This is a genomic window from Solibacillus sp. NPDC093137 (genome assembly GCF_050280445.1).
In the GTDB taxonomy this organism is placed as follows: domain Bacteria; phylum Bacillota; class Bacilli; order Bacillales_A; family Planococcaceae; genus Solibacillus; species Solibacillus isronensis_B.
Window position 1 is genome coordinate 709,384 of sequence record NZ_JBNNVH010000001.1, and the last position, 19,386, is coordinate 728,769.

A 19,386-nucleotide genomic window follows, 5' to 3' on the forward strand; every position below is an offset into this window, starting at 1 on the left:
TTTATATGCACAACGATTTTAAGAAATTTCAACTAACAGCTGAAAGGATTTCATTCAATGGACTACTTAGATAATTTAATTCGTCAAATAAATGAAGAATATGAAAAGCATATGGAAAAAAGGCCTTTTACCGTTGCTATAGATGGCTTATCGGGTGCTGGCAAAACTACACTTGTAAAATATCTTAAACGTATTTTAAAAAATGTCGTTGTAATTCATATTGATGACCATATTGTTGAAAGATCCAAGCGGTATAATACAGGGCATGAGCAATGGTTTGAGTATTATCAATTACAGTGGGACACTAAATTTTTGACGGAACAGCTCTTTCTAAAAATACGACAAAATGTTTCATCATTAAAACTGCCCTTTTATCAAAAGGAAGAGGATACTCATTACGACCATACGATTAATTTATCTGAATGCAGCATAGTAATTATAGAAGGCATTTTTCTTTTACGGGAGGAATGGAAAAGTTTTTATGATTACATCGTTTTCTTGGATTGTCCTAAAGAAATGAGGTACGCACGTGTAATTCAACGAGATACATATATTGGGAATATAGATGAAAGAGTAAACAAATATACGAAACGATATTGGCCTGCAGAAGAATATTATTTGGAAAAACAAAAACCTATGGAACGAGCTCAATATATCCAAAAATTTATCTGAATTTTGAAACTTTCGTAGAATTTGAACGTATAAGTTGATAAAGGGGAGAACATTTAATGAAAGAAAAAATTTATTCAAAGAGTAGTGCGCAAAAAATGTCGAGTTATGTTATTCCTGTATTTATTGGGGCTGGAATAGGTGGATTATTAGGGTTAGTTGCATATGTGAAAGATTGGCTATGATACGTACAGAAGTATTTATAGTTATCACATGAATAGAAGATTTTGTGTTCGAAATATTATAGAAGAAGGTAATGATTAATGGAAAATAAAAAGATAAGTAAAACCGATATAGCTTTGTTTTCTTTTTCTGCTTTAGCACTAATTTTATTATTACTAAATTATTTCTTATTTGATTAAAGATTTATACATTCTAAGCGTATCGAAGTTTCTTTCTACAAGAATGGTAAACGCCTGTGCTTCTTCAACAAATGGATAATGGTTCGACTCATTAAAAATCGTAAGGTATAATTTTGGAATCACTTCAGCGATTTCATAGCTGAATTCAACCGAACAAGGATGATTGGAGGTTAAATTATGGATGCATTATCAATCCTGGTTATTGTACTCATCGTCACCGGGATGATTGTATGTGCAATTAAAATGAGGAGCTTGAAAGATAAAATTCACGATAGTTCCGCTACTCCAATAATCATTAGGTGGATAATAGCAACTGTAGCGTGGGGAGTATTGAGCATTTATATTGTAGCATGGTGGCTAATGCCTCGATTGCTTTAAAAACTGCAATATATAAAAAGAAGATTTGGAAGATATATGATAGTAGGAATAAATATGACAAGTTCAGAAAATATAATAACGCTCAGGATTTATATATACCTGAGCGTTTAATATGCATAGTCTACTAAAGCCCTTACTTAGTGTTTTGATAAATAATCCCAAAAATAGTACCTATCCAAACGCCTATAAAAATAGTGATAGCAAAGAAGCCTAGACCCATACCTTCCCAACCACCAACAACCAATATGCTAAAAAGTATTAACCCGAAGCAAAGTAGGCTCATTATAGCGGAGGTTAAAAGTAATATATTTTTCGAAACTTTCCGCCCAATAAAAAACATCATAAATGCAAACAAAATTCCTAACAACAATAAAGGAGTCCATCCGTCTAACATCAAAGCATCCACTCAATTACCCCCCTGTTATGTTTTCCACGAACTGACATGACTGTTATATACCTAAAGTCCATCCTGTAAAAATTTTAACATAAATTTTCCATTTATTTAAGGGCAAAGGGACAATGCTTAATGGATTACTCAAAAATTCTAATGATTAAATCCGAAGAAATCGGCTTTCGCTGTATTTCTCTAGCCCAAACGGATAGCTGCCCAATGTGATGTATCTCATGCGTTATTATATGAGCGAAAATCTTTTTTTGCGTAAATTCTAATATTGAACCGTCTTGTCGCTGTACTTCTATAAGTTTATTTTCATAGTCTGAAGGAAGTTGTTCAATGAACTGTTCAGTAAACGTTTGGACAAAAGTCGAATATTCTTTGATCTCATTCAATTGTGTAAGTAGTTGTCGCCTTTCAAAAACTACTTTTTCATCAACTAATGAATTCAACCAGAGCAACTCACAATCTATTATGTGGGTAAGTGTTTCTCGTATACTTTTCATACCACCAACCCGTTCTTTATGAAATTCTTCTTCCGGTAATGATTCACACCAATTGAACCAATCTTCACGTACTTGCCAATTATATTTAAATAAAGATAACATTTCGCACCTCATTCTAGTAGAATAATAAGGAAATTATAACTTAAATGGGTATAATGGGAAACGTTGTTGGAGATTAATTCTCATTTTAGGAGTTGAACGAATGAATAAAAAAGCGGCAAATAAGGTCTACATTATTTCAGGTCCTGCTGGGGTAGGAAAATCAACAACTTCAAAAGAACTGATTAAAAAATTTAAGAACAGTGCCTATATTTCTGGTGATGATGTTAGTCATATGCACATTAACGGAAGAAATAACCCATGGGATAGATCAGAAGAAGTATTGATTTGGGATAACATATTGAGTCTCACAAAGAACTTTATTAAGTATGGCGTAGACGTCATCATTGATTATGTAACCTTCCCTAAAGAAGCAGAGTGGGTTAGCAAAAATCTTAAAAGTTTAAATGTGGAAGTGATTTATGTAGTGTTATGGACCGATATGGGGACTTTATTGACTAGGGATAGTATGAGGGTGCCAGGCGCTAGAATGGGTGAACGATGTGTGATTTTAATAGAAGAGTTCATTGAATCAGGAATAAAGGAAAAATACATATTTGATACAACCGATAGTTCCCCTGATGATATTACATACGTAGTCAATGAAATAATAAGCAATCCCAAATTTAAATTAAACTAGGGCCTTATAAATAAGCAAGATGTAGAAGAAATTGAGGTGATTATTTGATGAAATTTAATGTATTCATAGAAACGGATAGACTTGTGATTAGACCCCTTGAAAAAGGTGATTACACATCGTGGTTATCCGCATTTGAAAATAGATTGCCATCACAGCATCAATACGATGAAGGTAATATAGATATGAGCATTTGTACAAAAGATTGGTTTGGAGATTTGGTGGATCGTCATCAAAGGCTTGCTTCAGAAGATAAAGTTTATGTATTTGGGGTTTTCAGAAAAGAGGATCTTGCGCATATTGGTTCAGTAGATTTTTCCACAATGTTAAGGGATGAATTTCAATGGGCAAGATTTGGTTACACCATCCACAATCAATTTTGGTTACAAGGATATGGAAAGGAAGCTGTAAAAGCTGCTATTACACTAGCTTTTGATAAACTGAATTATCATCGGATCGAAGCACACATAAATTTGGATAACTTTCCTTCTATTAAGTTAGCAGAAAGTGTTGGCCTGCAATTTGAATGTATAAGAAAAGGATTTATTTTCGAATTTGACGAGTGGAAAGATCATCTTATTTACTATATAAATTCGAAGTAAGGGATAAATCTAATATAACATCTAGCAAAATATAAAGAGAAGGTAGGGATGTTGATGCACAAATTGGAAACTGAAAGATTACTATTAAGACCATTAACTTTTGATGATTCAGACAGAATTGAAGAATTGGCAGGAGAGTATGATGTAGCAAAGTCTACATTAAATATACCTCATCCATATCCTAAAGGTTCTGCTTCTCAATTTATAGAAAGTATCCAAACTGCAGAACAAAATAATAAGATTGTCATGTTTGCGATTATTATTAAAGAAACAAAACTGTTAATTGGCCTGATTAATTTAAATTTGTCCATACCGTATCAAAGAGGAGAATTAGCATATTGGATTGGAAAAGAGTATTGGGGAAATGGTTACGGAACCGACGCAGCAAAAGCATTGTTGGAATATGGTTTTAACCAGCTTAAATTAAATAAAATATTTGCAGCTTCATTTACATCAAACACTGGTTCATGGAAGGTAATGGAGAAAATTGGTTTGAAATATGAAGGCACATTAAAGCAACATGTATCAAGCTTCGGACAGTTTTATGATTTGACCTACTATGGGTTATTAAAAGAAGAATTCGAAAACAATGCGCAGTTGTGAAGTGAAAATTAGGTGGTGAAAAATCGTGGGAAATGTTTTAACAAATTTGATTTTAATATCGTCAATTTTTGGACTTGTACTATTTTTTATTAATAAGTTTTTAAGAAAATGGCTTAACGTTGAAAAGAAAGAATTCTTCTCCTATAACCATGTAAATGAACAACATAAAAAAATTGATTGGGCCATCAGAATTACTTTTATTGTTTTTGTGTTATTCGGATTTTTCATTAATGTTAACCGCGATCCTTCAAAGCACATTTGGTTTTTACAGACGCATATTCTAATGTTTGGTTTTATTGTGGTAACTGAACTTGTCAGAATTGTTATGGAGAAGAGATATGCAAAAAACAAAAATGATTACATTTTTACGGCTGTACAATTAGGGGTTATTTCGTTGTTTTTACTCGCAGTGTTTTCGACTGACTTTTTTGGCTTATTGGTATGGTAGTAAGTGCTTGTTTTACTAAAGTAGCATATATTTCTACAGGTTTTGCTTAAAGGTTATTAAAGAAAGGAACCGAAGATGAAAAAGAAATTAATAATTGCAGTTATATTAATGGCTCTTTTATTTGCAGGGATGTTCAAAGTTACTAAATTAAGAACGTTTCAATTTTTTGGAGGGTTGACCTACCAAGCGGAAACAAAAGACAAGGTTATTGCTTTAACATTTGATGACGGTCCGACCAAGAATGTGGATCAGCTTTTGCCTTTGTTGGATGAATACAAAGTAAAAGCTACGTTTTTCCTTATCGGAAATGAAATTGAAAAGCATCCTGAAGAAGCAAAAAAATTAGTTGAAGCAGGACATCAAATTGGGAATCACACGTATTCGCATAAAAGAATGGTTTTAAAATCGCCTTCTTTTATTGAAGAGGAAATAGAAAAAACAGATGAACTAATTCGAAGAATTGGGTATGAGGGGGAAATTGACTTTCGCCCACCTTACGGGAAAAAATTTGTTGGGTTACCGTATTATTTAAATCAGCACAACAGGGAGACTATTATGTGTTCTTTAGAGCCGGAAACATATTACACAAGCGTTGATGATAAAGTAGATTATGTATTGGAAAACATTAAACCGGGCTCAATAATTTTGCTGCATCCAATGTATGATCAAACCGGTGGGACAATACAAGTAGTTGAAGAGATTTTAAAGGAACTTACGAGCGAAGGGTATCAATTTGTAACAGTGAATGAACTTCAAGAACGATGATTTTTTAGTGTTACAGTGGGAAATAAAAATATTAAATACTTCAGGCCTGTAACTTTGATTAGTCCATAATCTTAGATATGGGTTTTTTTCCTCTAACGGAAGTGAAAGGGACTTTAAAATAATAATTTTCTCTAATTGAAACAAGTCTTCTTCCGAGTAGTATCGCCTTCCGTGTTCATCTTTAAAACTAGGTGTAAGAAGTTTGATCTGATCGTAATAGCGCAATGTTCGAATCGATATATTTCGTTGTTTACTTACTTCCCCTGTAGTCCATCGTTTCATGTCACTCCTCCTTAAAAATGCTTGCAGGTTACGTAACGTAATCCAATATAGTGACATTATACCATTTAAAGGAAGAGGGGAAAGGGATGGGAAATAATCAAAACAGTTGGAAAGTACAGGATCCTTGGGGCAGTCAAGAATTTATTATATTATTGTTACTGGAGTTTATTTTCGTTATTGGCTTTTTAAAGGGCGTTGTTTCACCGATCTATTCACAATGGCTCAATAATGATTTATACGCTGGGACATTCATGGGACTGACAATAGCGATTATTTTAATAATAAGTGTTTATATTGTTGCGCTCCATCCAAAAGCGCTTTCTTGGCGTGAAGTAGGACTAACGAGAATGAAAGTGAAAGACTGGAAAATTATCGGTGGTTATTCTGTCATTTTACTCGTTGGCTCGGTCATCATTGTTATACTTACTAGTTTTATCGGGAATACCTGGGAGAATAGCAAAACAGAATCATTACAACAGAATGTGACTTTCCTGAAAGTTCTTATCGCTTTTGTTTCTGCTGCCGTTATATCACCAATTTATGAGGAGCTATTTTACCGTGGCTTTTTATATCGATGGTTGCGTACGCGCATTGGATTTTTTGGAGCGATTTTAATCAGCTCCACAATTTTTACGATTGTACATATTCCTGCCTATAATGTAATGCCAGTCAATTTTTTTAGCGGGATTATTTTTGCGCTAGCATATGAACGGACGAATTCGATTTGGCCATCCGTAATGATTCATGGTATTACGAATGGTATTATGGTTCTATTGACAAGTTTAGGCTAGTGCTGATTTTTTGCTCTTTTTTGAATATTTTTTTATTGATAAAACAAAAAAATATTGTTGTTAATTCTATTGACGATTTAAAATTAACTTGATATTATTCTACTATTGTTTTTAGAAAATATTATATACCTTGTATAAATTCAAGAAGATGGCTTGAAAGTTTCTACCAGCTACCGATAATAGCTGACTACAAGGAATGGGAATTAAATTCTTTTTATTCCATTTTGTAGAGAAGCTTTGGCCATTCGTGGTCAAAGCTTTTTTTATTCTAGGATAATAAATTAATTGCTAACATTACAGCAACTAGGAGATTACAACATGAAAAACTTTTTCAAATTTGCAGAACGGGGTACTTCGTATAAAACGGAAACACTTGCTGGGATTACGACCTTCTTATCAATTGCTTACATTTTGATCGTCAACCCCATTATCCTCAGTCAATCTGGTATGGATCATGGAGCTGTATTTACTGCAACTGCACTAACTGCAATTATCGGTACATTGCTAATGGGAATACTTGCGAACTTCCCGATCGCGATTGCACCGAGTATGGGATTAAACTCATTCTTTACTTTTACAGTTTGTATTGGAATGGGGATTGATTGGCAAGTTACTTTAACAGGTGTTTTTGTTGCCGGCATCATCTTTTTGATTTTAAGTTTATTTAAAATTCGCGAAAAAATTATTAACATTATTCCAAGTGATTTAAAGTTCGCGATTGCTTCAGGGATTGGATTTTTCATCACGTTTGTCGGATTAAAAAACGGTGGCATTATTGTTGGTAATCCAGATACATTTGTGGCGATTGGCGATTTAACTTCACCGATGACGTTATTAGCAATTCTAGGTATTTTCCTTACAATCATTATGTTAGTAAAAGGTATTAACGGCGGTATTTTCTACGCTATGGTCATTACAACAGTCGTAGGCATGCTGTTTGGTAAAATTGAAGTACCATCTTCAATCGTTGGTAGTATTCCTAGCCTTGAACCAACATTTGGTGTTGTGTTTGGTCATTTAGATGAAATTTTTACAGCGGAAATCCTGACAGTAATTTTCACGTTCCTAATTGTCGCTTTCTTTGACACAGCAGGCGCATTAATTGGACTAACAAGCCAAGCAGGCATGATGAAAGACAATAAAATTCCGAATATCGGAAAAGGGTTACTTGCCGATTCAGCTGCCGGTGTAATTGGAGCTGTATTAGGTACATCAACACCTGCAACAAGTGTTGAGTCTTCTGCTGGTATTGCTGTTGGAGGAAAAACCGGCTTTACATCAGTAGTTATTGCAGCATGTTTCGTCATTGCATTATTCTTCTCACCACTTGTTAGCGTTATTTCTGTGGAAGTAACATCCGCCGCATTAATTATTGTCGGTGCATTGATGGCTATGGAAATCCGTCGAATTAACTGGACAAAGTTAGAAATCGTTATTCCGGCATTTTTAACAATTATTATGATGCCACTAACTTCTAGTGTAGTTATTGGGATTGGGTTAGGCTTTGTACTTTATCCAATTTGCCTAATCGCACAAAAGCGTGCTAAAGAAGTGCATCCGATTATGTATGTGCTTTGCCTGTTATTCCTTTCATACTTTGCATTTATTGTATAAGAGTTTCTAAATAAATGAAATAAAAGACATAGGTTAGTTCATTCAGCTAACCTATGTCTTTTTAAATTATAATTATTTTAGGAAATTAAATATTATATAGAGGGGTGAATTAAAATTGTTATATTACGTAATTGATGCATTTACAGAAACAAAATTTGGCGGAAATCCAGCAGGTGTAGTAATCCATGAAGATTTAGACGAAGAGTTTATGCAAAAATTTTCTGCGGAAGTTCGCTTTTCAGAGACAGCTTTTATTAAAAAAATAAATTCTCAAACATTTGAGATAAAGTTTTTTACACCGACTTCACAAGTAGAATTATGCGGACATGCTACAATTGCTTCTTTTAAAGCATTGTTGGAAAATAAGGCAGTTGAAAATAACCATACATATATGATGGAAACACTAGCTGGGACACTATCTGTTGAGGTCAATCAATCATTAATAATGATGGAGCAAGCTAAACCTAAACTAGGGAAAACATTTGATGATTATGAGTATTTAGCGGACCTGTTTAATATTGATAAAAGCCAAATAGGAAGTGCAGATTTTAACTTGGTTCCTCAAGCTGCAAGCACGGGGCTCTGGGATATTATGCTGCCTATAAAAACAAATGAAGTTTTAAATGCGCTAAAACCTGATTTTAAAGCTCTTACTGAATTTACAAAGGTCAATAAAGTAGGTGGTGTCCATGCATTTACGCTTGATACAAAAGAAGGGGTAGCAATGAGTAGAAACTTTTGCCCGCTCTATGGGATTGACGAAGAAGCCGCAACAGGAACTTCAAACGGAGCTTTAACTTATTATCTTTTTCATCATAATGTGTTAAATGAATTTAACGAAGAATACATTTTTCTTCAAGGATACAGTATGGATAGACCTTCTCGCATTATTACAAAATTGGTAAATAAAAATAACCCATTAGTTATGGTAGGCGGGAATGCGACTATACTGACAAAAGGGGAAATTTACTAAGGACTTTAGCAAATATTAATATCTAATTTACGAGCATGAACCTACTACAAGGATCATGCTCGTTTTATGATGAAATGAGAATGAAAAATCAAGTGTTATTTGGATAATTATGTTAATATTTAAAAGGTAGAGCAAGTGGAAAACTTAATTTAATAGCCTAGATTTTGGCGTAAACTATGGAGGTAATTATGGATAAATGGAAAACTTTAAAATCAGAGTATGTACATAATAGTCCTTTCGGCAATATTCGAAAAGACGAATGCGAGCTTCCTAATGGTATTGTGATAGATGATTATTATGTAAACGAATATTCTGATTGGGTAAACGCCGTCGTTATAACTAAGGAAAACGAGATGGTCCTTGTTGAACAGTACCGTTATGCTGGCAATGAATTTTACCTTGAAGTCCCTGCTGGGAAAATAGAAGAAAATGAAACATACGAGGAAGCAATAATCCGGGAAGTAAGGGAAGAGACCGGTTTTATTTCAGAAAGCAAGCCTATTCTTCTGGGGGAATTCATGGTTAACCCGGCAACGCAAAATAACAAGGTCATTACTTTTCTCTTGTTAGATGCTTTTAAGGAATTTGAACAAGATTTAGACGATACTGAAATTCTTACTATTAAAATAATTAATTTTAATGAAATGACCAGTTTAATTAGGTCAAAGCAGATTAACACTCAACTGTTCACAGCGCATGCTTACACAATGGCTAAAATGTACCTTATGGAAAAACAAGTGACTATCTAAATATATAGAAGAAAATGAGGTGGGGAAATGTCACATGTAAGAATACGATGTACAGCATTGATCATCGAAAATAATTCTGTACTTTTAGTGGAGTATGATGATAATGGGATACATTACAATTTACCGGGTGGGGGACTTGAACCCGGGGAGACAATAATAGAGGGTGTCGCAAGAGAAGTGTTTGAAGAAACTACTGCAGAAGTTGAAGTTGGACCGTTAGCATTAATTTATGAGTTTCCCCCACATAAGCAATCCGGAGATTATGATGAGAATGCCAAACATGGACTACACCTTATTTTTGAATGTACTTTAAAGAATGGTTCGATCCCCAAATTACCCGAATATCCAGACCTTTATCAAACAGGAGTGAAGTGGATTCCTATAGAGGAATTGGATTCAATCCTGCTGCTGCCTAATATAATACAGCAAATAAAGAACTATATTGATAATAGAAGAAATATTGAATTGATTGAGGATTATCAGTTGGAGAAGCTTTTATAAAAGTAAAAGTAAGTCAATAAAAAATGTCCTTTGAAATTTATAAGAGTATAAAATTGAGTTGTTTTATAATGGAAGATTATTGTTCAGAAACGAGGGCATACTTCACTTTATTTGGAGAGGATTTCCCTGTGGAGGAATTCACTAGAGAAATAGGAATCATTCCAACAGAAGCTTACAGAAAAGGTGAGGAATGTATTCGAGGTAAAACAGAACATATAAGATTTGAAACTGCATGGGAGTATGGGCTAGATTATAAAATGACAAACCATCCAGAGGAACAAATTCATACCATTATAAATACACTATATAACTCAATAGAGATTATTAAAAAGTATAAAGATAATTACAATTTGAAATGTAAATTAGTTACGGTTATTTGTTTTAATTGTCAGCAGACTCGTGAGCTTGTTATGAATAAAAAGGCAATTGAATTTGCCAATCAAGTAAATGGGGAATTTGAATTCGATATTTATCATGACAACGATTAGAAAGGCGTTTTTAAGGATAGCGTGGATTCCATTTATTGTGTTGAATCGTAATTACTGAAACTTTTTTCAACTCGATTCCGTATGAAAGTATAACAAATCGTTTAGTGGGAGAGGGGAAAATATATGTCTGAAAAAGGCTGTATAAAATGTGGAAGTAAGGATGCGAGCAAGAAGGAAGTGGCGATGACCGGTACAGGGTTATCCAAAATGTTTGATGTTCAGCACAATCAGTTTATAGTCGTTTACTGCAATAACTGTGGATATTCAGAGTTCTATAATAAAAAATCGTCTTCAGCCTCGAATATTTTTGACCTGTTCTTTGGTTAAAAAGTTAAATGTAGTTTTTTAGACTTAGCGGATCCTAAATGATCGAAATCCAGAACTAATAATGTAAATGTCTTGCATTTTTTCTTCTGTGGCGTTAAGATAAGGTCAAGTTAATAGACCGGTTTGAGTTAAAGAGAGACCTTAAAGAACGCACAAAGCGATATTTGTGTGGTGCTTTAAGGTCTCTCTTTTTTTGTCTACATTTAAGGAGGAATTATTATGTCAACAGCTTCATCATTACAGCGTTCAGTCATCATGAATGATTTACAGAGCAAGGAATATGACGTTTTAGTTATCGGAGGCGGTATTACAGGTGTAGGGATTGCACTTGATGCCATTACGCGCGGTTTGTCAGTCGCATTAGTTGAAATGCAGGATTTTGCTGCAGGTACGTCAAGCCGCTCAACAAAATTAGTACACGGCGGTTTACGTTATTTAAAACAATTTGAAATTAAAGAAGTAGCCGAGTTAGGAAAAGAGCGTGCGATCGTGTATGAAAATGGTCCGCACGTAACAACACCTGTATGGATGTTATTACCGTTCCATAAAGGTGGTACATTCGGTAAATTCTCTACATCTGTTGGTTTACGTGTGTACGATTTCCTGGCGGGGGTAAAAAAATCAGAGCGCCGCTACATGTTAAATGGTGCGCAAACATTGGAAAAAGAACCGCTAGTAAAGCAAGCCGATTTATTAGGCGGCGGTGTTTATGTTGAATACCGGACTGATGATGCACGCTTAACAATTGAAGTTGCAAAAGTCGCGATTGAAAAAGGTGCCGTTTTAGCGAATTATACGAAAGCTTCAGGCTTTTTATATAATGATGCGAAAAAGATTATCGGCATTGAAGCGACAGATTTACTATCGAATGAAACAATTCAAATTCATGCGAAAAAAGTCGTGAACGCGGCGGGTCCATGGGTAGATGACGTACGTAGCATTGAAGGCAAAACAAGCGGAAAGCACTTAATTTTATCAAAAGGTGTGCACATCGTATTTGATGAATTGAAGTTTCCATTAAAGCAGGCTGTATATTTTGATACACCGGATGGCCGCATGGTATTTGCGATTCCGCGTAACGGTAAAACGTATGTTGGTACGACTGATACGTTTTATGAAGGGGATCCGCGTAATATGGATATCGAACAATCCGATCGCGATTACATTATGAACGCCATTCACTATATGTTCCCGAATGTAAAAGTGACGGATGCGGATATTGAATCAAGTTGGGCTGGTGTACGTCCGTTAATTCATGAAGAAGGAAAAGGACCATCAGAAATTTCCCGTCATGATGAAGTTTGGGAATCGGCTTCAGGCTTAGTTACAATTGCGGGCGGTAAATTAACAGGCTATCGTAAAATGGCGGAAGCAGTTGTAAATAAAATTTCAGCGAGCTTAAAAGCGGAATTTGGTGTAGAGAGCAAACCTTGTATTACAAAAAACATCCCGATTTCTGGTGGTGAAGTAGGCGGCTCAAAACATATCCAAACGTTTATTTCGAAAAAGACAGAGTTAGGTGTGAAAGCGGGCCTAACAAAAGAAGAAGCGGCGTATTTGGCTCAGTATTACGGCTCGAATGTTGAAAAAGTATTTAGCTATGTGGCGAAAGCAAACGACATGATGCCTAAAGCTTTATTTGCTCAGCTGCAATATGGCATCGAGCATGAACTTGTAACGACACCTGTCGATTTCTTTGTGCGCCGTACTGGTAATATGTTCTTTAATATCGCATCTGTATTGGCACATAAAGATGCAGTCATTACACATATGGCTCGGGAGTTAAATTGGACAGATGCCCAATTAGCGGAGTTTACAGAACTGTTAAACATTGAAATTAAGCGTGCAACAACCGCAAAATAATGTAAAATAATATTGTGATATAATTTTGGCTCATCGGATGCGTGGGAGATTTGAATTAACGCACCCGATGAGCCCTATTAATATAAACAGATTTCTAAATTTAGGAGGATGTTATGCCGTTTAATGATCAGAAAATTATTCCTGCTGCCCGAACAATTAAACAGTTTGATAAAGTAGTAAAAAGTGAATTCGAATATATTGTATTGCTTGAAGTGCATTTAAGCCATCTACGCTCGCTAAAACAAGAGGCCGATCGTCATGGAAAAAAATTAATTATTCATGCGGATTTAATTCATGGCTTAAAGACAGATAATTTTGCCGCGGATTATTTATGTAACGATATTCGCCCGGCAGGCATTATTTCTACACGCTCCAATATGATTTTAAAAGCGAAATCCCGTGGTATATTGGCGATTCAACGTGTCTTTTTAATTGATACAATTGCGCTTGAAAAAAGTTATTCGCTCCTTGAACAAACGGCCCCGGACTTTATTGAATTACTTCCAGGTGTTATCCCGGAAATGATTGAGGAAGTATCTAAGCAAACAGGTATTCCTGTTATTACAGGGGGCTTAATTCGAACGGATGAGCAAATTAAGCAGGCATTTGATGCAGGGGCAATTGCCATTACTACCTCCAATAAAGAATTGTGGAAACGTTTCCAAAAAGTTGTTGACTAATGAATAATTTCAAACTATTATGATTACTAAGTCGATAAATACGTGGTTGAGTAAAGGAGTCCGCATGTACAATTGTTTTACGTAAATTCGTAAAACAATTGTTACTTGCGGACTTTTTTTCTTCTAAGTATTTTATTAACGGAATATACATGAGCTAAGGAGGTTATGGAATGTCAACATTTACAGCCGAGTTAGTCGGCACGATGCTGCTAATATTATTCGGTGGCGGCGTTGTAGCAGGTGTTTCATTGCACAAATCAAAAGGTCAAGGTGGCGGTTGGGTCGTAATCACTTTTGCATGGGGCTTTGCCGTAGCGATGGCAGCTTATGCAGTAGGAGGTATTAGCGGGGCACACTTAAACCCGGCATTAACAATTGCTCTTGCAACAATTGGCAACTTTGCATGGGCAGATGTGCCAATGTTTATCGTTGCTCAACTAATTGGAGCATTTTTAGGTGCTGTGTTAGTGTACTTTGTTTATTTACCGCATTGGAAAGGTACAAAAGACAAAGGGGCAAAACTTGGCGTATTCGCAACAACTCCAGCAGTAAAACATATTCCTTCAAACATGATTGCTGAAATGGTCGGCACATTCGCATTAGTATTAGGGATTTTAGCGTTAGGGACAAACGAAATTACTTCAGGATTAAATCCATTTTTAGTCGGTATTTTAATTGTTGTTATTGGTATGGCATTGGGTGGTCCAACTGGTTATGCAATTAACCCGGCCCGTGACTTAGGTCCACGTATTGCACACGCGCTTTTACCGATTCCAGGTAAAGGAGATTCAGCTTGGTGGTATGCATGGGTACCTGTAGTTGCCCCGATTATCGGCGGTGTTTACGGAGCAGTATTTTTCAGCTTCATCTGGAATGGAGCAGATGCAACATTATTCTGGATTTTCAGTGTAGTAGTAGCAGCGATTTTCGTAGCTGCACAAATGACAGTATCGACTGTAGAAGAGTAGAAGAGTAGGAGGATTTGAAGATGACAGAAAAATTTATGATGGCGCTAGACCAAGGTACAACTAGTTCACGTGCAATTTTATTTGATAAAAATGGTACGGTATTTCATACAGCACAGCAAGAGTTCCCGCAATATTTCCCGGAATCAGGTTGGGTAGAGCATAACCCGGAACAAATTTGGTCTTCCGTGCTTTCATGTATCGCGGCTGTGTTATCGGAGAAAAATATACTCGCAAGTCAAATTGCAGGGATTGGTATTACAAACCAGCGCGAAACGACGGTTGTATGGGATAAACATACAGGTCATCCGATTTACAATGCAATTGTCTGGCAATCGCGACAAACAGCTGAAATTTGTGAAGCTTTAAAAGCGCGAGGTTTAAATGATATGTTCCGAGATAAAACAGGCTTGCTTATTGATGCGTACTTCTCAGGGACAAAAGTGAAATGGATTTTAGATAATGTAGAAGGCGCTCGCGAAAAAGCGGAAAATGGGGATCTTTTATTCGGTACAATCGATACTTGGATCATTTGGAAATTAACGAACGGTAAAGTGCACGTAACGGATTATTCAAACGCATCCCGAACATTAATGTTCAATATTTACGATTTGAAGTGGGATGAAGAGCTTCTTGATATTTTAACAGTTCCAGCTTCGATGCTTCCAGAAGTGCGATCATCTTCAGAAGTTTACGGTCATACAGATGCGGATAATCTTTTCGGTCAGGAAATTCCAATCGCAGGTATCGCGGGCGACCAACAAGCAGCATTATTCGGGCAAGCTTGCTTTGAGCAAGGAATGGTGAAAAATACATATGGCACTGGTTGCTTTATGTTAATGAACACAGGTGAAAAGGCAGTAAAATCTGATCATGGTTTATTAACGACAATTGCATGGGGCCTAGACGGCAAAGTAACGTATGCCCTCGAGGGAAGTATTTTCGTAGCGGGCTCTGCTATCCAATGGCTGCGCGACGGCTTGCGTATGTTCCGTAAAGCTGAGGAAAGTGAAGCATATGCAGCTCGTGTAACATCTTCAGAAGGTGTGTATGTTGTGCCGGCATTCGTTGGATTAGGTACTCCTTACTGGGATTCGGATGTGCGAGGTGCAGTATTCGGTTTAACGCGCGGTACAGAAAAAGAGCATTTCGTACGTGCTACACTTGAGTCGCTTGCATATCAAACACGCGACGTATTAAGTGCAATGGAAGCGGATTCAGGAATTCCGTTAAGTACGCTACGTGTAGACGGCGGCGCAGTGAAAAATAACTTTTTAATGCAGTTCCAGTCAGACCTATTAAATGCGCCGGTGGATCGCCCGGTTGTCAACGAAACAACGGCTTTAGGCGCAGCATACTTGGCCGGTTTAGCTGTAGGCTATTGGGAAACATTAGATGACATCTCGAACTACTGGAATTTAGACCACAAATTTGAGCCTGAGATGGCCGAAGAAGAGCGCGAAGATTTATACACAGGCTGGGGCAAAGCGGTTAAGGCAGCTCAGGCTTTTAAATAGTCGGGTGGGTAGGTATTCGTTTGGATATTGCATGGTACTCTTGCAACATGAGCTCTTCAAATGAATAGTCAGCATAAAACTGTATGGGTAGCGAATTAGCTGCTCATACAGTTTTTTGTTGTTAAGGGAATTTTAGATTTGGGCATGGTGGAACACTTTGAACGAAACGACTGTCTACGTCTAGGCTAAAGCGCCAACTCCTCGCATCATTAGGTCCCTTTCGTGCAAAAGTGGTGAAGCCTTTATTTTTGCGTCCTGCCCTCCAATGAATGTCGGAGTTGAACGGGCGCTTTAGCGCTTTTGTTCTATAAATAACTAGTAGGCATTTATCCTTTATTTAGATGAAAATAATGATGCTATGGGGTATAGCAAATACCAAATTAAGCGAGCGCGGTTTTTGTAAAAGGAATCAGCGCTTTTTTCCATACAATCTAATTGGATATGATTCTTTCCTCCAATTTAAAAAGGTTGAAAAAGTGAAACTAATTTCCATTTTTTCCGTCAGTACAGCATATTACTGATTGGGGGAAGACTCTGTAAAAAAATAAGATGAAATTGCTCGCTGCCAAAATTACGTAAAAAACAGTCAGGTTACCAGTAGAAGCGAGTGAAACCCTATAAATCAGGGAAATGGATAATAAAATTTACGAAACGAAAGGAAGCGAGAGAATGAAGAAACGATTAACGACCATATTCACGGTACTATTTATAGCGTGTAACCTCGTTTTAGCCAGCACATTTGCCGCATCAACTAAGCAATTTTCAGATGTACCGTCCTCAAAATATTACGCCGAAGCTGTTTATGAATTGGCAGAACGAAACATTATTGGAGGGTATCCCGATGATACGTTTAAACCCGGCAACACGATTACAAGAGGACAGGCAGCCGCTATCATTACGAAGATGATCAACTTGGACACTTCCAACGTAAAGAATCCGGGTTTTGAAGATGTCACAACTTCAAACGGTTACTATAAGTCGATTGCAGCAATGGCTGAACATGGGATAATCAGCGGCTACGGGGATGGACGATATGGGCCGAACGATCCTATCAAACGGGGACAGATGGCTTCAATACTTGTCAAAGCGTTCGATATGCCACGCTATAATATATCGGGGCATGATATGGTCAACCCATTCAAAGATGTTATACCGTATTACTATTTACGATCGCATGCCGATAATATTTTAATCCTTTATAAGTTCGGCATTGTTGGTGGGACGTCCCCTGACAAATTCAGTCCAAATGCTTTTATCACAAGGGGACAAGCTGCAAAAATGCTGAAAGCTACGGAAGATTTGAAACCGCCAATGGTGACAATAGGGCCAGCTGAAATCGATTTGGAAGAGATAGAATGGATAGAAGATGAAAAAATTGATTCTGCCGTATTTCACGGGATACTGGTGAAAGGTAAAGTGCTAACTTCGGGCAAAACTGAAGATAAAATTCAGATAGTACCATTGAAAGAAGGTACGGGTACGCTAATTGTCCGGGGATTAAAGGCAAACAAAACTGTCAATAAAAAATATTATGTTCATATAAAAAAAGAGAAAGGCGAATTGAAACCGACGTTGGAGGAAAAAGATACCTCCCATGCTACTCCAGTAGAGTTATCAGTTTTTGATGAATCACGAAATCGGTCAAGTCAAGATGTCGAAAAAATAACTCTTTATTCAATGGATGGTAAACATGTGTCTTCAAGTCTAAAGTTCGAAGATTGCCAATATGGCTATTCGGTTTGTTTTGATATTAAACAGCAAGGTCAGTTTATTGCAACCGTTTATTTTAAAAATGGAGAAGAAGTGAGGTATGGAATCGAAGCTAAACCGAATCAGACCAGCTTCAATTATGATATCAAAGTTGTTAAAGAACAACTTTCTGATTTAATTGATATGGGGGCCAAAAACAATATAGGCAAACATACAACCAGAACAAAAAATGCTGAGCAAATGGTGACAGTTACTAGAGATCCAGGAACTAATGTGTTCCGTGCCACTGCGTCCGGACAGAAGGAAGGGATCGTCGATATTGATTTCGAGCATAAAATAACGGAAAAATCTTGTGATGGTACAGACTGTTATATAATTGTCTGGCTAGGTATTTATGTAAAGGTTGAGCGAATCGGCTCCATTGTGAATGTAAGTATTTACAAGTCAATGGAACCGGAACATTAGTAATCCATTGAAAAACCGGCATGCGCAGCATGTCGTTTTTTTATTTAACAGAGGTTAATTACAGTGAAATTGTCACATTTGTAATGTTTGTTATGGAATTGCAAAAGAAGCGCCATTCATTCCCTAATGAAATCACCACAATTCTCTAGTAAGCTTGTAACAGACATCTAGAAAGGATTGATTTAATAATGTTGAAAAAAAGTATCGTGTTGTTCTTTAGTATGATGCTATTTGTGCTACCAGCTACTGCATCTGCAGCTACTTATACAGTAAAAAGTGGGGACACGCTTTGGAAGATTGCCTCTAAAAATCAAATCGGACTAAGCGAATTAATTGCTTTAAACCCTACATTAAAAAATCCGGATATGATCTATGTCGGAGATAAAATTACTATTTCAGAAAATGAACAACAAGCAGTAGAAGAGCAAGTAGTAAGTCTAGTAAACAAAGAACGCGCACAGCAAGGGTTAGCACCACTTAAAATTGATTGGGAGCTAGCGCGTGTTGCGAAATATAAATCACAAGATATGCACGACAAAAATTACTTCAGCCATACAAGCCCTACATACGGCTCACCATTTGATATGATGAAAAAATTCGGTATCAGCTATACAGCAGCAGGTGAAAACATTGCAAAAGGTCAAAAATCGGCTGCGCAAGTAATGGATGCATGGATGAATAGTTCAGGCCACCGAGCAAACATTATGGATGCGAAATTTACGCATATTGGTGTAGGCTACGTTGAAGATGGTAACTACTGGACACAAATGTTTATTAAGAAATAAAGCTATTTAAAACCATAGAAATATTGATTATCTTCAATTAAAAAGTAATCCAAAAACGAGCGCGACTTTTGTAAAAAGAGTCAGCGCTCGTTTTCCTATTTTTGCGAGATTATATTAGCATCAAATGTAGCGAATTATACTAGAACATTGAGATGAAAGTACCTTCGAAAAATATTATAGAATATAAGTTATAAATAAAAATCGGGAGAATAT

General features: G+C 36.4%; 23 protein-coding genes, 1 pseudogene and 1 riboswitch. Of the genes and pseudogenes, 21 read left to right on the forward strand and 3 right to left on the reverse strand.

Translation table 11 applies throughout. The features are described from left to right. The first annotated feature begins 57 nt into the window (after positions 1-57). The 3 genes from ACQKN3_RS03675 (at position 58) to ACQKN3_RS03685 (ending at position 1,409) form a co-directional block, all read left to right on the forward strand. The gene (locus ACQKN3_RS03675) at positions 58-672 is read left to right on the forward strand and encodes a kinase (protein WP_427709456.1); all 615 of its coding nucleotides are present in this window, start codon (positions 58-60) and stop codon (positions 670-672) included. A gap of 56 nt (positions 673-728) precedes the next feature. Beyond that, positions 729-854: a hypothetical protein gene (locus ACQKN3_RS03680; protein WP_427709458.1), complete on the forward strand. Its 126-nt coding sequence runs from the start codon at positions 729-731 to the stop codon at positions 852-854. Positions 855-1,208: 354 nt separating this feature from the next. Beyond that, entirely contained in the window at positions 1,209-1,409 is a 201-nt protein-coding gene (locus tag ACQKN3_RS03685; RefSeq protein WP_427709460.1) for a phosphate starvation-inducible protein PhoH, read from the forward strand. 133 nt (positions 1,410-1,542) lie between these two features. Here ACQKN3_RS03685 and ACQKN3_RS03690 read toward each other — a convergent pair whose 3' ends face one another. Together ACQKN3_RS03690 and ACQKN3_RS03695 are read right to left on the reverse strand one after the other, a co-directional pair. Further along, entirely contained in the window at positions 1,543-1,815 is a 273-nt protein-coding gene (locus ACQKN3_RS03690; protein WP_427709462.1) for a YesK family protein, read from the reverse strand. A gap of 125 nt (positions 1,816-1,940) precedes the next feature. Next, entirely contained in the window at positions 1,941-2,411 is a 471-nt protein-coding gene (locus ACQKN3_RS03695) for a DinB family protein (protein WP_427709464.1), read from the reverse strand. A gap of 100 nt (positions 2,412-2,511) precedes the next feature. Between ACQKN3_RS03695 and ACQKN3_RS03700 the strand changes: the two genes are divergently transcribed. The 5 genes from ACQKN3_RS03700 to ACQKN3_RS03720 all read left to right on the forward strand — a co-directional run bounded on the left by ACQKN3_RS03700 (position 2,512) and on the right by ACQKN3_RS03720 (position 5,463). Continuing rightward, positions 2,512-3,048: an AAA family ATPase gene (locus ACQKN3_RS03700; RefSeq protein WP_427709466.1), complete on the forward strand. Its 537-nt coding sequence runs from the start codon at positions 2,512-2,514 to the stop codon at positions 3,046-3,048. Between the two features lie 47 nt (positions 3,049-3,095). Beyond that, positions 3,096-3,647, forward strand: coding sequence for a GNAT family N-acetyltransferase (locus ACQKN3_RS03705; protein ID WP_427709468.1), 552 nt, complete (start codon positions 3,096-3,098; stop codon positions 3,645-3,647). Positions 3,648-3,701: 54 nt separating this feature from the next. Then, complete coding sequence (locus ACQKN3_RS03710) at positions 3,702-4,250, forward strand: GNAT family N-acetyltransferase (RefSeq protein WP_427711581.1); 549 nt, start codon at positions 3,702-3,704, stop codon at positions 4,248-4,250. A 25-nt stretch (positions 4,251-4,275) separates the two neighbouring features. Then, a complete protein-coding gene (locus ACQKN3_RS03715; RefSeq protein ID WP_427709470.1) occupies positions 4,276-4,698 on the forward strand; it encodes a DUF4181 domain-containing protein in 423 nt (140 codons plus the stop codon). Between the two features lie 75 nt (positions 4,699-4,773). Next, positions 4,774-5,463, forward strand: a complete 690-nt coding sequence (locus ACQKN3_RS03720; RefSeq protein ID WP_427709472.1) for a polysaccharide deacetylase family protein — start codon at positions 4,774-4,776, stop codon at positions 5,461-5,463. A 9-nt stretch (positions 5,464-5,472) separates the two neighbouring features. On the opposite strand, the pseudogene ACQKN3_RS03725 reads toward ACQKN3_RS03720, so the two are convergent. Beyond that, positions 5,473-5,745, reverse strand: a pseudogene (locus tag ACQKN3_RS03725) (MerR family transcriptional regulator); the annotation flags it as partial. An 86-nt stretch (positions 5,746-5,831) separates the two neighbouring features. Here ACQKN3_RS03725 and ACQKN3_RS03730 point away from each other — a divergent pair. The 13 genes from ACQKN3_RS03730 (at position 5,832) to ACQKN3_RS03790 (ending at position 19,173) form a co-directional block, all read left to right on the forward strand. Beyond that, positions 5,832-6,536, forward strand: coding sequence for a CPBP family intramembrane glutamic endopeptidase (locus ACQKN3_RS03730; protein WP_427709474.1), 705 nt, complete (start codon positions 5,832-5,834; stop codon positions 6,534-6,536). Between the two features lie 110 nt (positions 6,537-6,646). Next, positions 6,647-6,746: riboswitch (purine riboswitch) on the forward strand. Positions 6,747-6,854: 108 nt separating this feature from the next. Beyond that, on the forward strand, positions 6,855-8,150 hold the full coding sequence (locus ACQKN3_RS03735) for an NCS2 family permease (protein WP_427709476.1): 1,296 nt from the start codon (positions 6,855-6,857) through the stop codon (positions 8,148-8,150). 115 nt (positions 8,151-8,265) lie between these two features. Then, positions 8,266-9,123: a PhzF family phenazine biosynthesis protein gene (locus ACQKN3_RS03740; protein WP_427709478.1), complete on the forward strand. Its 858-nt coding sequence runs from the start codon at positions 8,266-8,268 to the stop codon at positions 9,121-9,123. 188 nt (positions 9,124-9,311) lie between these two features. Continuing rightward, on the forward strand, positions 9,312-9,872 hold the full coding sequence (locus tag ACQKN3_RS03745) for an NUDIX hydrolase (RefSeq protein ID WP_427709480.1): 561 nt from the start codon (positions 9,312-9,314) through the stop codon (positions 9,870-9,872). A 27-nt stretch (positions 9,873-9,899) separates the two neighbouring features. Continuing rightward, complete coding sequence (locus ACQKN3_RS03750; protein ID WP_427709482.1) at positions 9,900-10,373, forward strand: NUDIX domain-containing protein; 474 nt, start codon at positions 9,900-9,902, stop codon at positions 10,371-10,373. 68 nt (positions 10,374-10,441) lie between these two features. Beyond that, entirely contained in the window at positions 10,442-10,861 is a 420-nt protein-coding gene (locus ACQKN3_RS03755; RefSeq protein WP_427709484.1) for a DUF4279 domain-containing protein, read from the forward strand. 123 nt (positions 10,862-10,984) lie between these two features. Further along, on the forward strand, positions 10,985-11,188 hold the full coding sequence (locus ACQKN3_RS03760) for a zinc ribbon domain-containing protein (protein WP_008403962.1): 204 nt from the start codon (positions 10,985-10,987) through the stop codon (positions 11,186-11,188). 219 nt (positions 11,189-11,407) lie between these two features. Then, complete coding sequence (locus ACQKN3_RS03765) at positions 11,408-13,051, forward strand: glycerol-3-phosphate dehydrogenase/oxidase (RefSeq protein ID WP_427709486.1); 1,644 nt, start codon at positions 11,408-11,410, stop codon at positions 13,049-13,051. A gap of 113 nt (positions 13,052-13,164) precedes the next feature. Beyond that, positions 13,165-13,731: a glycerol-3-phosphate responsive antiterminator gene (locus ACQKN3_RS03770; RefSeq protein WP_427709488.1), complete on the forward strand. Its 567-nt coding sequence runs from the start codon at positions 13,165-13,167 to the stop codon at positions 13,729-13,731. A 170-nt stretch (positions 13,732-13,901) separates the two neighbouring features. Next, positions 13,902-14,699, forward strand: a complete 798-nt coding sequence (locus ACQKN3_RS03775) for an MIP/aquaporin family protein (RefSeq protein WP_427709490.1) — start codon at positions 13,902-13,904, stop codon at positions 14,697-14,699. Between the two features lie 20 nt (positions 14,700-14,719). Continuing rightward, positions 14,720-16,213 carry a glycerol kinase GlpK gene (glpK, locus tag ACQKN3_RS03780; protein ID WP_427709492.1) on the forward strand — a complete coding sequence of 498 codons (1,494 nt, stop codon included), beginning with the start codon at positions 14,720-14,722 and terminating at the stop codon, positions 16,211-16,213. A gap of 669 nt (positions 16,214-16,882) precedes the next feature. After that, positions 16,883-18,388, forward strand: a complete 1,506-nt coding sequence (locus ACQKN3_RS03785) for an S-layer homology domain-containing protein (protein WP_427709494.1) — start codon at positions 16,883-16,885, stop codon at positions 18,386-18,388. 188 nt (positions 18,389-18,576) lie between these two features. Next, on the forward strand, positions 18,577-19,173 hold the full coding sequence (locus ACQKN3_RS03790; protein ID WP_427709496.1) for a CAP domain-containing protein: 597 nt from the start codon (positions 18,577-18,579) through the stop codon (positions 19,171-19,173). Positions 19,174-19,386: the final 213 nt, after the last annotated feature.

What these genes read in the sequence shown, in the direction of transcription:
- ACQKN3_RS03675 (WP_427709456.1), top strand. Translation starts at nt 58, where the DNA reads ATGGACTACTTAGATAATTTAATTCGTCAAATAAATGAAGAATATGAA.
- ACQKN3_RS03680 (WP_427709458.1), top strand. Translation starts at nt 729, where the DNA reads ATGAAAGAAAAAATTTATTCAAAGAGTAGTGCGCAAAAAATGTCGAGT.
- ACQKN3_RS03685 (WP_427709460.1), top strand. Translation starts at nt 1,209, where the DNA reads ATGGATGCATTATCAATCCTGGTTATTGTACTCATCGTCACCGGGATG.
- ACQKN3_RS03695 (WP_427709464.1), bottom strand. Translation starts at nt 2,411, where the DNA reads ATGTTATCTTTATTTAAATATAATTGGCAAGTACGTGAAGATTGGTTC.
- ACQKN3_RS03700 (WP_427709466.1), top strand. Translation starts at nt 2,512, where the DNA reads ATGAATAAAAAAGCGGCAAATAAGGTCTACATTATTTCAGGTCCTGCT.
- ACQKN3_RS03705 (WP_427709468.1), top strand. Translation starts at nt 3,096, where the DNA reads ATGAAATTTAATGTATTCATAGAAACGGATAGACTTGTGATTAGACCC.
- ACQKN3_RS03710 (WP_427711581.1), top strand. Translation starts at nt 3,702, where the DNA reads ATGCACAAATTGGAAACTGAAAGATTACTATTAAGACCATTAACTTTT.
- ACQKN3_RS03720 (WP_427709472.1), top strand. Translation starts at nt 4,774, where the DNA reads ATGAAAAAGAAATTAATAATTGCAGTTATATTAATGGCTCTTTTATTT.
- ACQKN3_RS03730 (WP_427709474.1), top strand. Translation starts at nt 5,832, where the DNA reads ATGGGAAATAATCAAAACAGTTGGAAAGTACAGGATCCTTGGGGCAGT.
- ACQKN3_RS03735 (WP_427709476.1), top strand. Translation starts at nt 6,855, where the DNA reads ATGAAAAACTTTTTCAAATTTGCAGAACGGGGTACTTCGTATAAAACG.
- ACQKN3_RS03745 (WP_427709480.1), top strand. Translation starts at nt 9,312, where the DNA reads ATGGATAAATGGAAAACTTTAAAATCAGAGTATGTACATAATAGTCCT.
- ACQKN3_RS03750 (WP_427709482.1), top strand. Translation starts at nt 9,900, where the DNA reads ATGTCACATGTAAGAATACGATGTACAGCATTGATCATCGAAAATAAT.
- ACQKN3_RS03755 (WP_427709484.1), top strand. Translation starts at nt 10,442, where the DNA reads ATGGAAGATTATTGTTCAGAAACGAGGGCATACTTCACTTTATTTGGA.
- ACQKN3_RS03760 (WP_008403962.1), top strand. Translation starts at nt 10,985, where the DNA reads ATGTCTGAAAAAGGCTGTATAAAATGTGGAAGTAAGGATGCGAGCAAG.
- ACQKN3_RS03765 (WP_427709486.1), top strand. Translation starts at nt 11,408, where the DNA reads ATGTCAACAGCTTCATCATTACAGCGTTCAGTCATCATGAATGATTTA.
- ACQKN3_RS03770 (WP_427709488.1), top strand. Translation starts at nt 13,165, where the DNA reads ATGCCGTTTAATGATCAGAAAATTATTCCTGCTGCCCGAACAATTAAA.
- ACQKN3_RS03775 (WP_427709490.1), top strand. Translation starts at nt 13,902, where the DNA reads ATGTCAACATTTACAGCCGAGTTAGTCGGCACGATGCTGCTAATATTA.
- glpK (WP_427709492.1), top strand. Translation starts at nt 14,720, where the DNA reads ATGACAGAAAAATTTATGATGGCGCTAGACCAAGGTACAACTAGTTCA.
- ACQKN3_RS03785 (WP_427709494.1), top strand. Translation starts at nt 16,883, where the DNA reads ATGAAGAAACGATTAACGACCATATTCACGGTACTATTTATAGCGTGT.
- ACQKN3_RS03790 (WP_427709496.1), top strand. Translation starts at nt 18,577, where the DNA reads ATGTTGAAAAAAAGTATCGTGTTGTTCTTTAGTATGATGCTATTTGTG.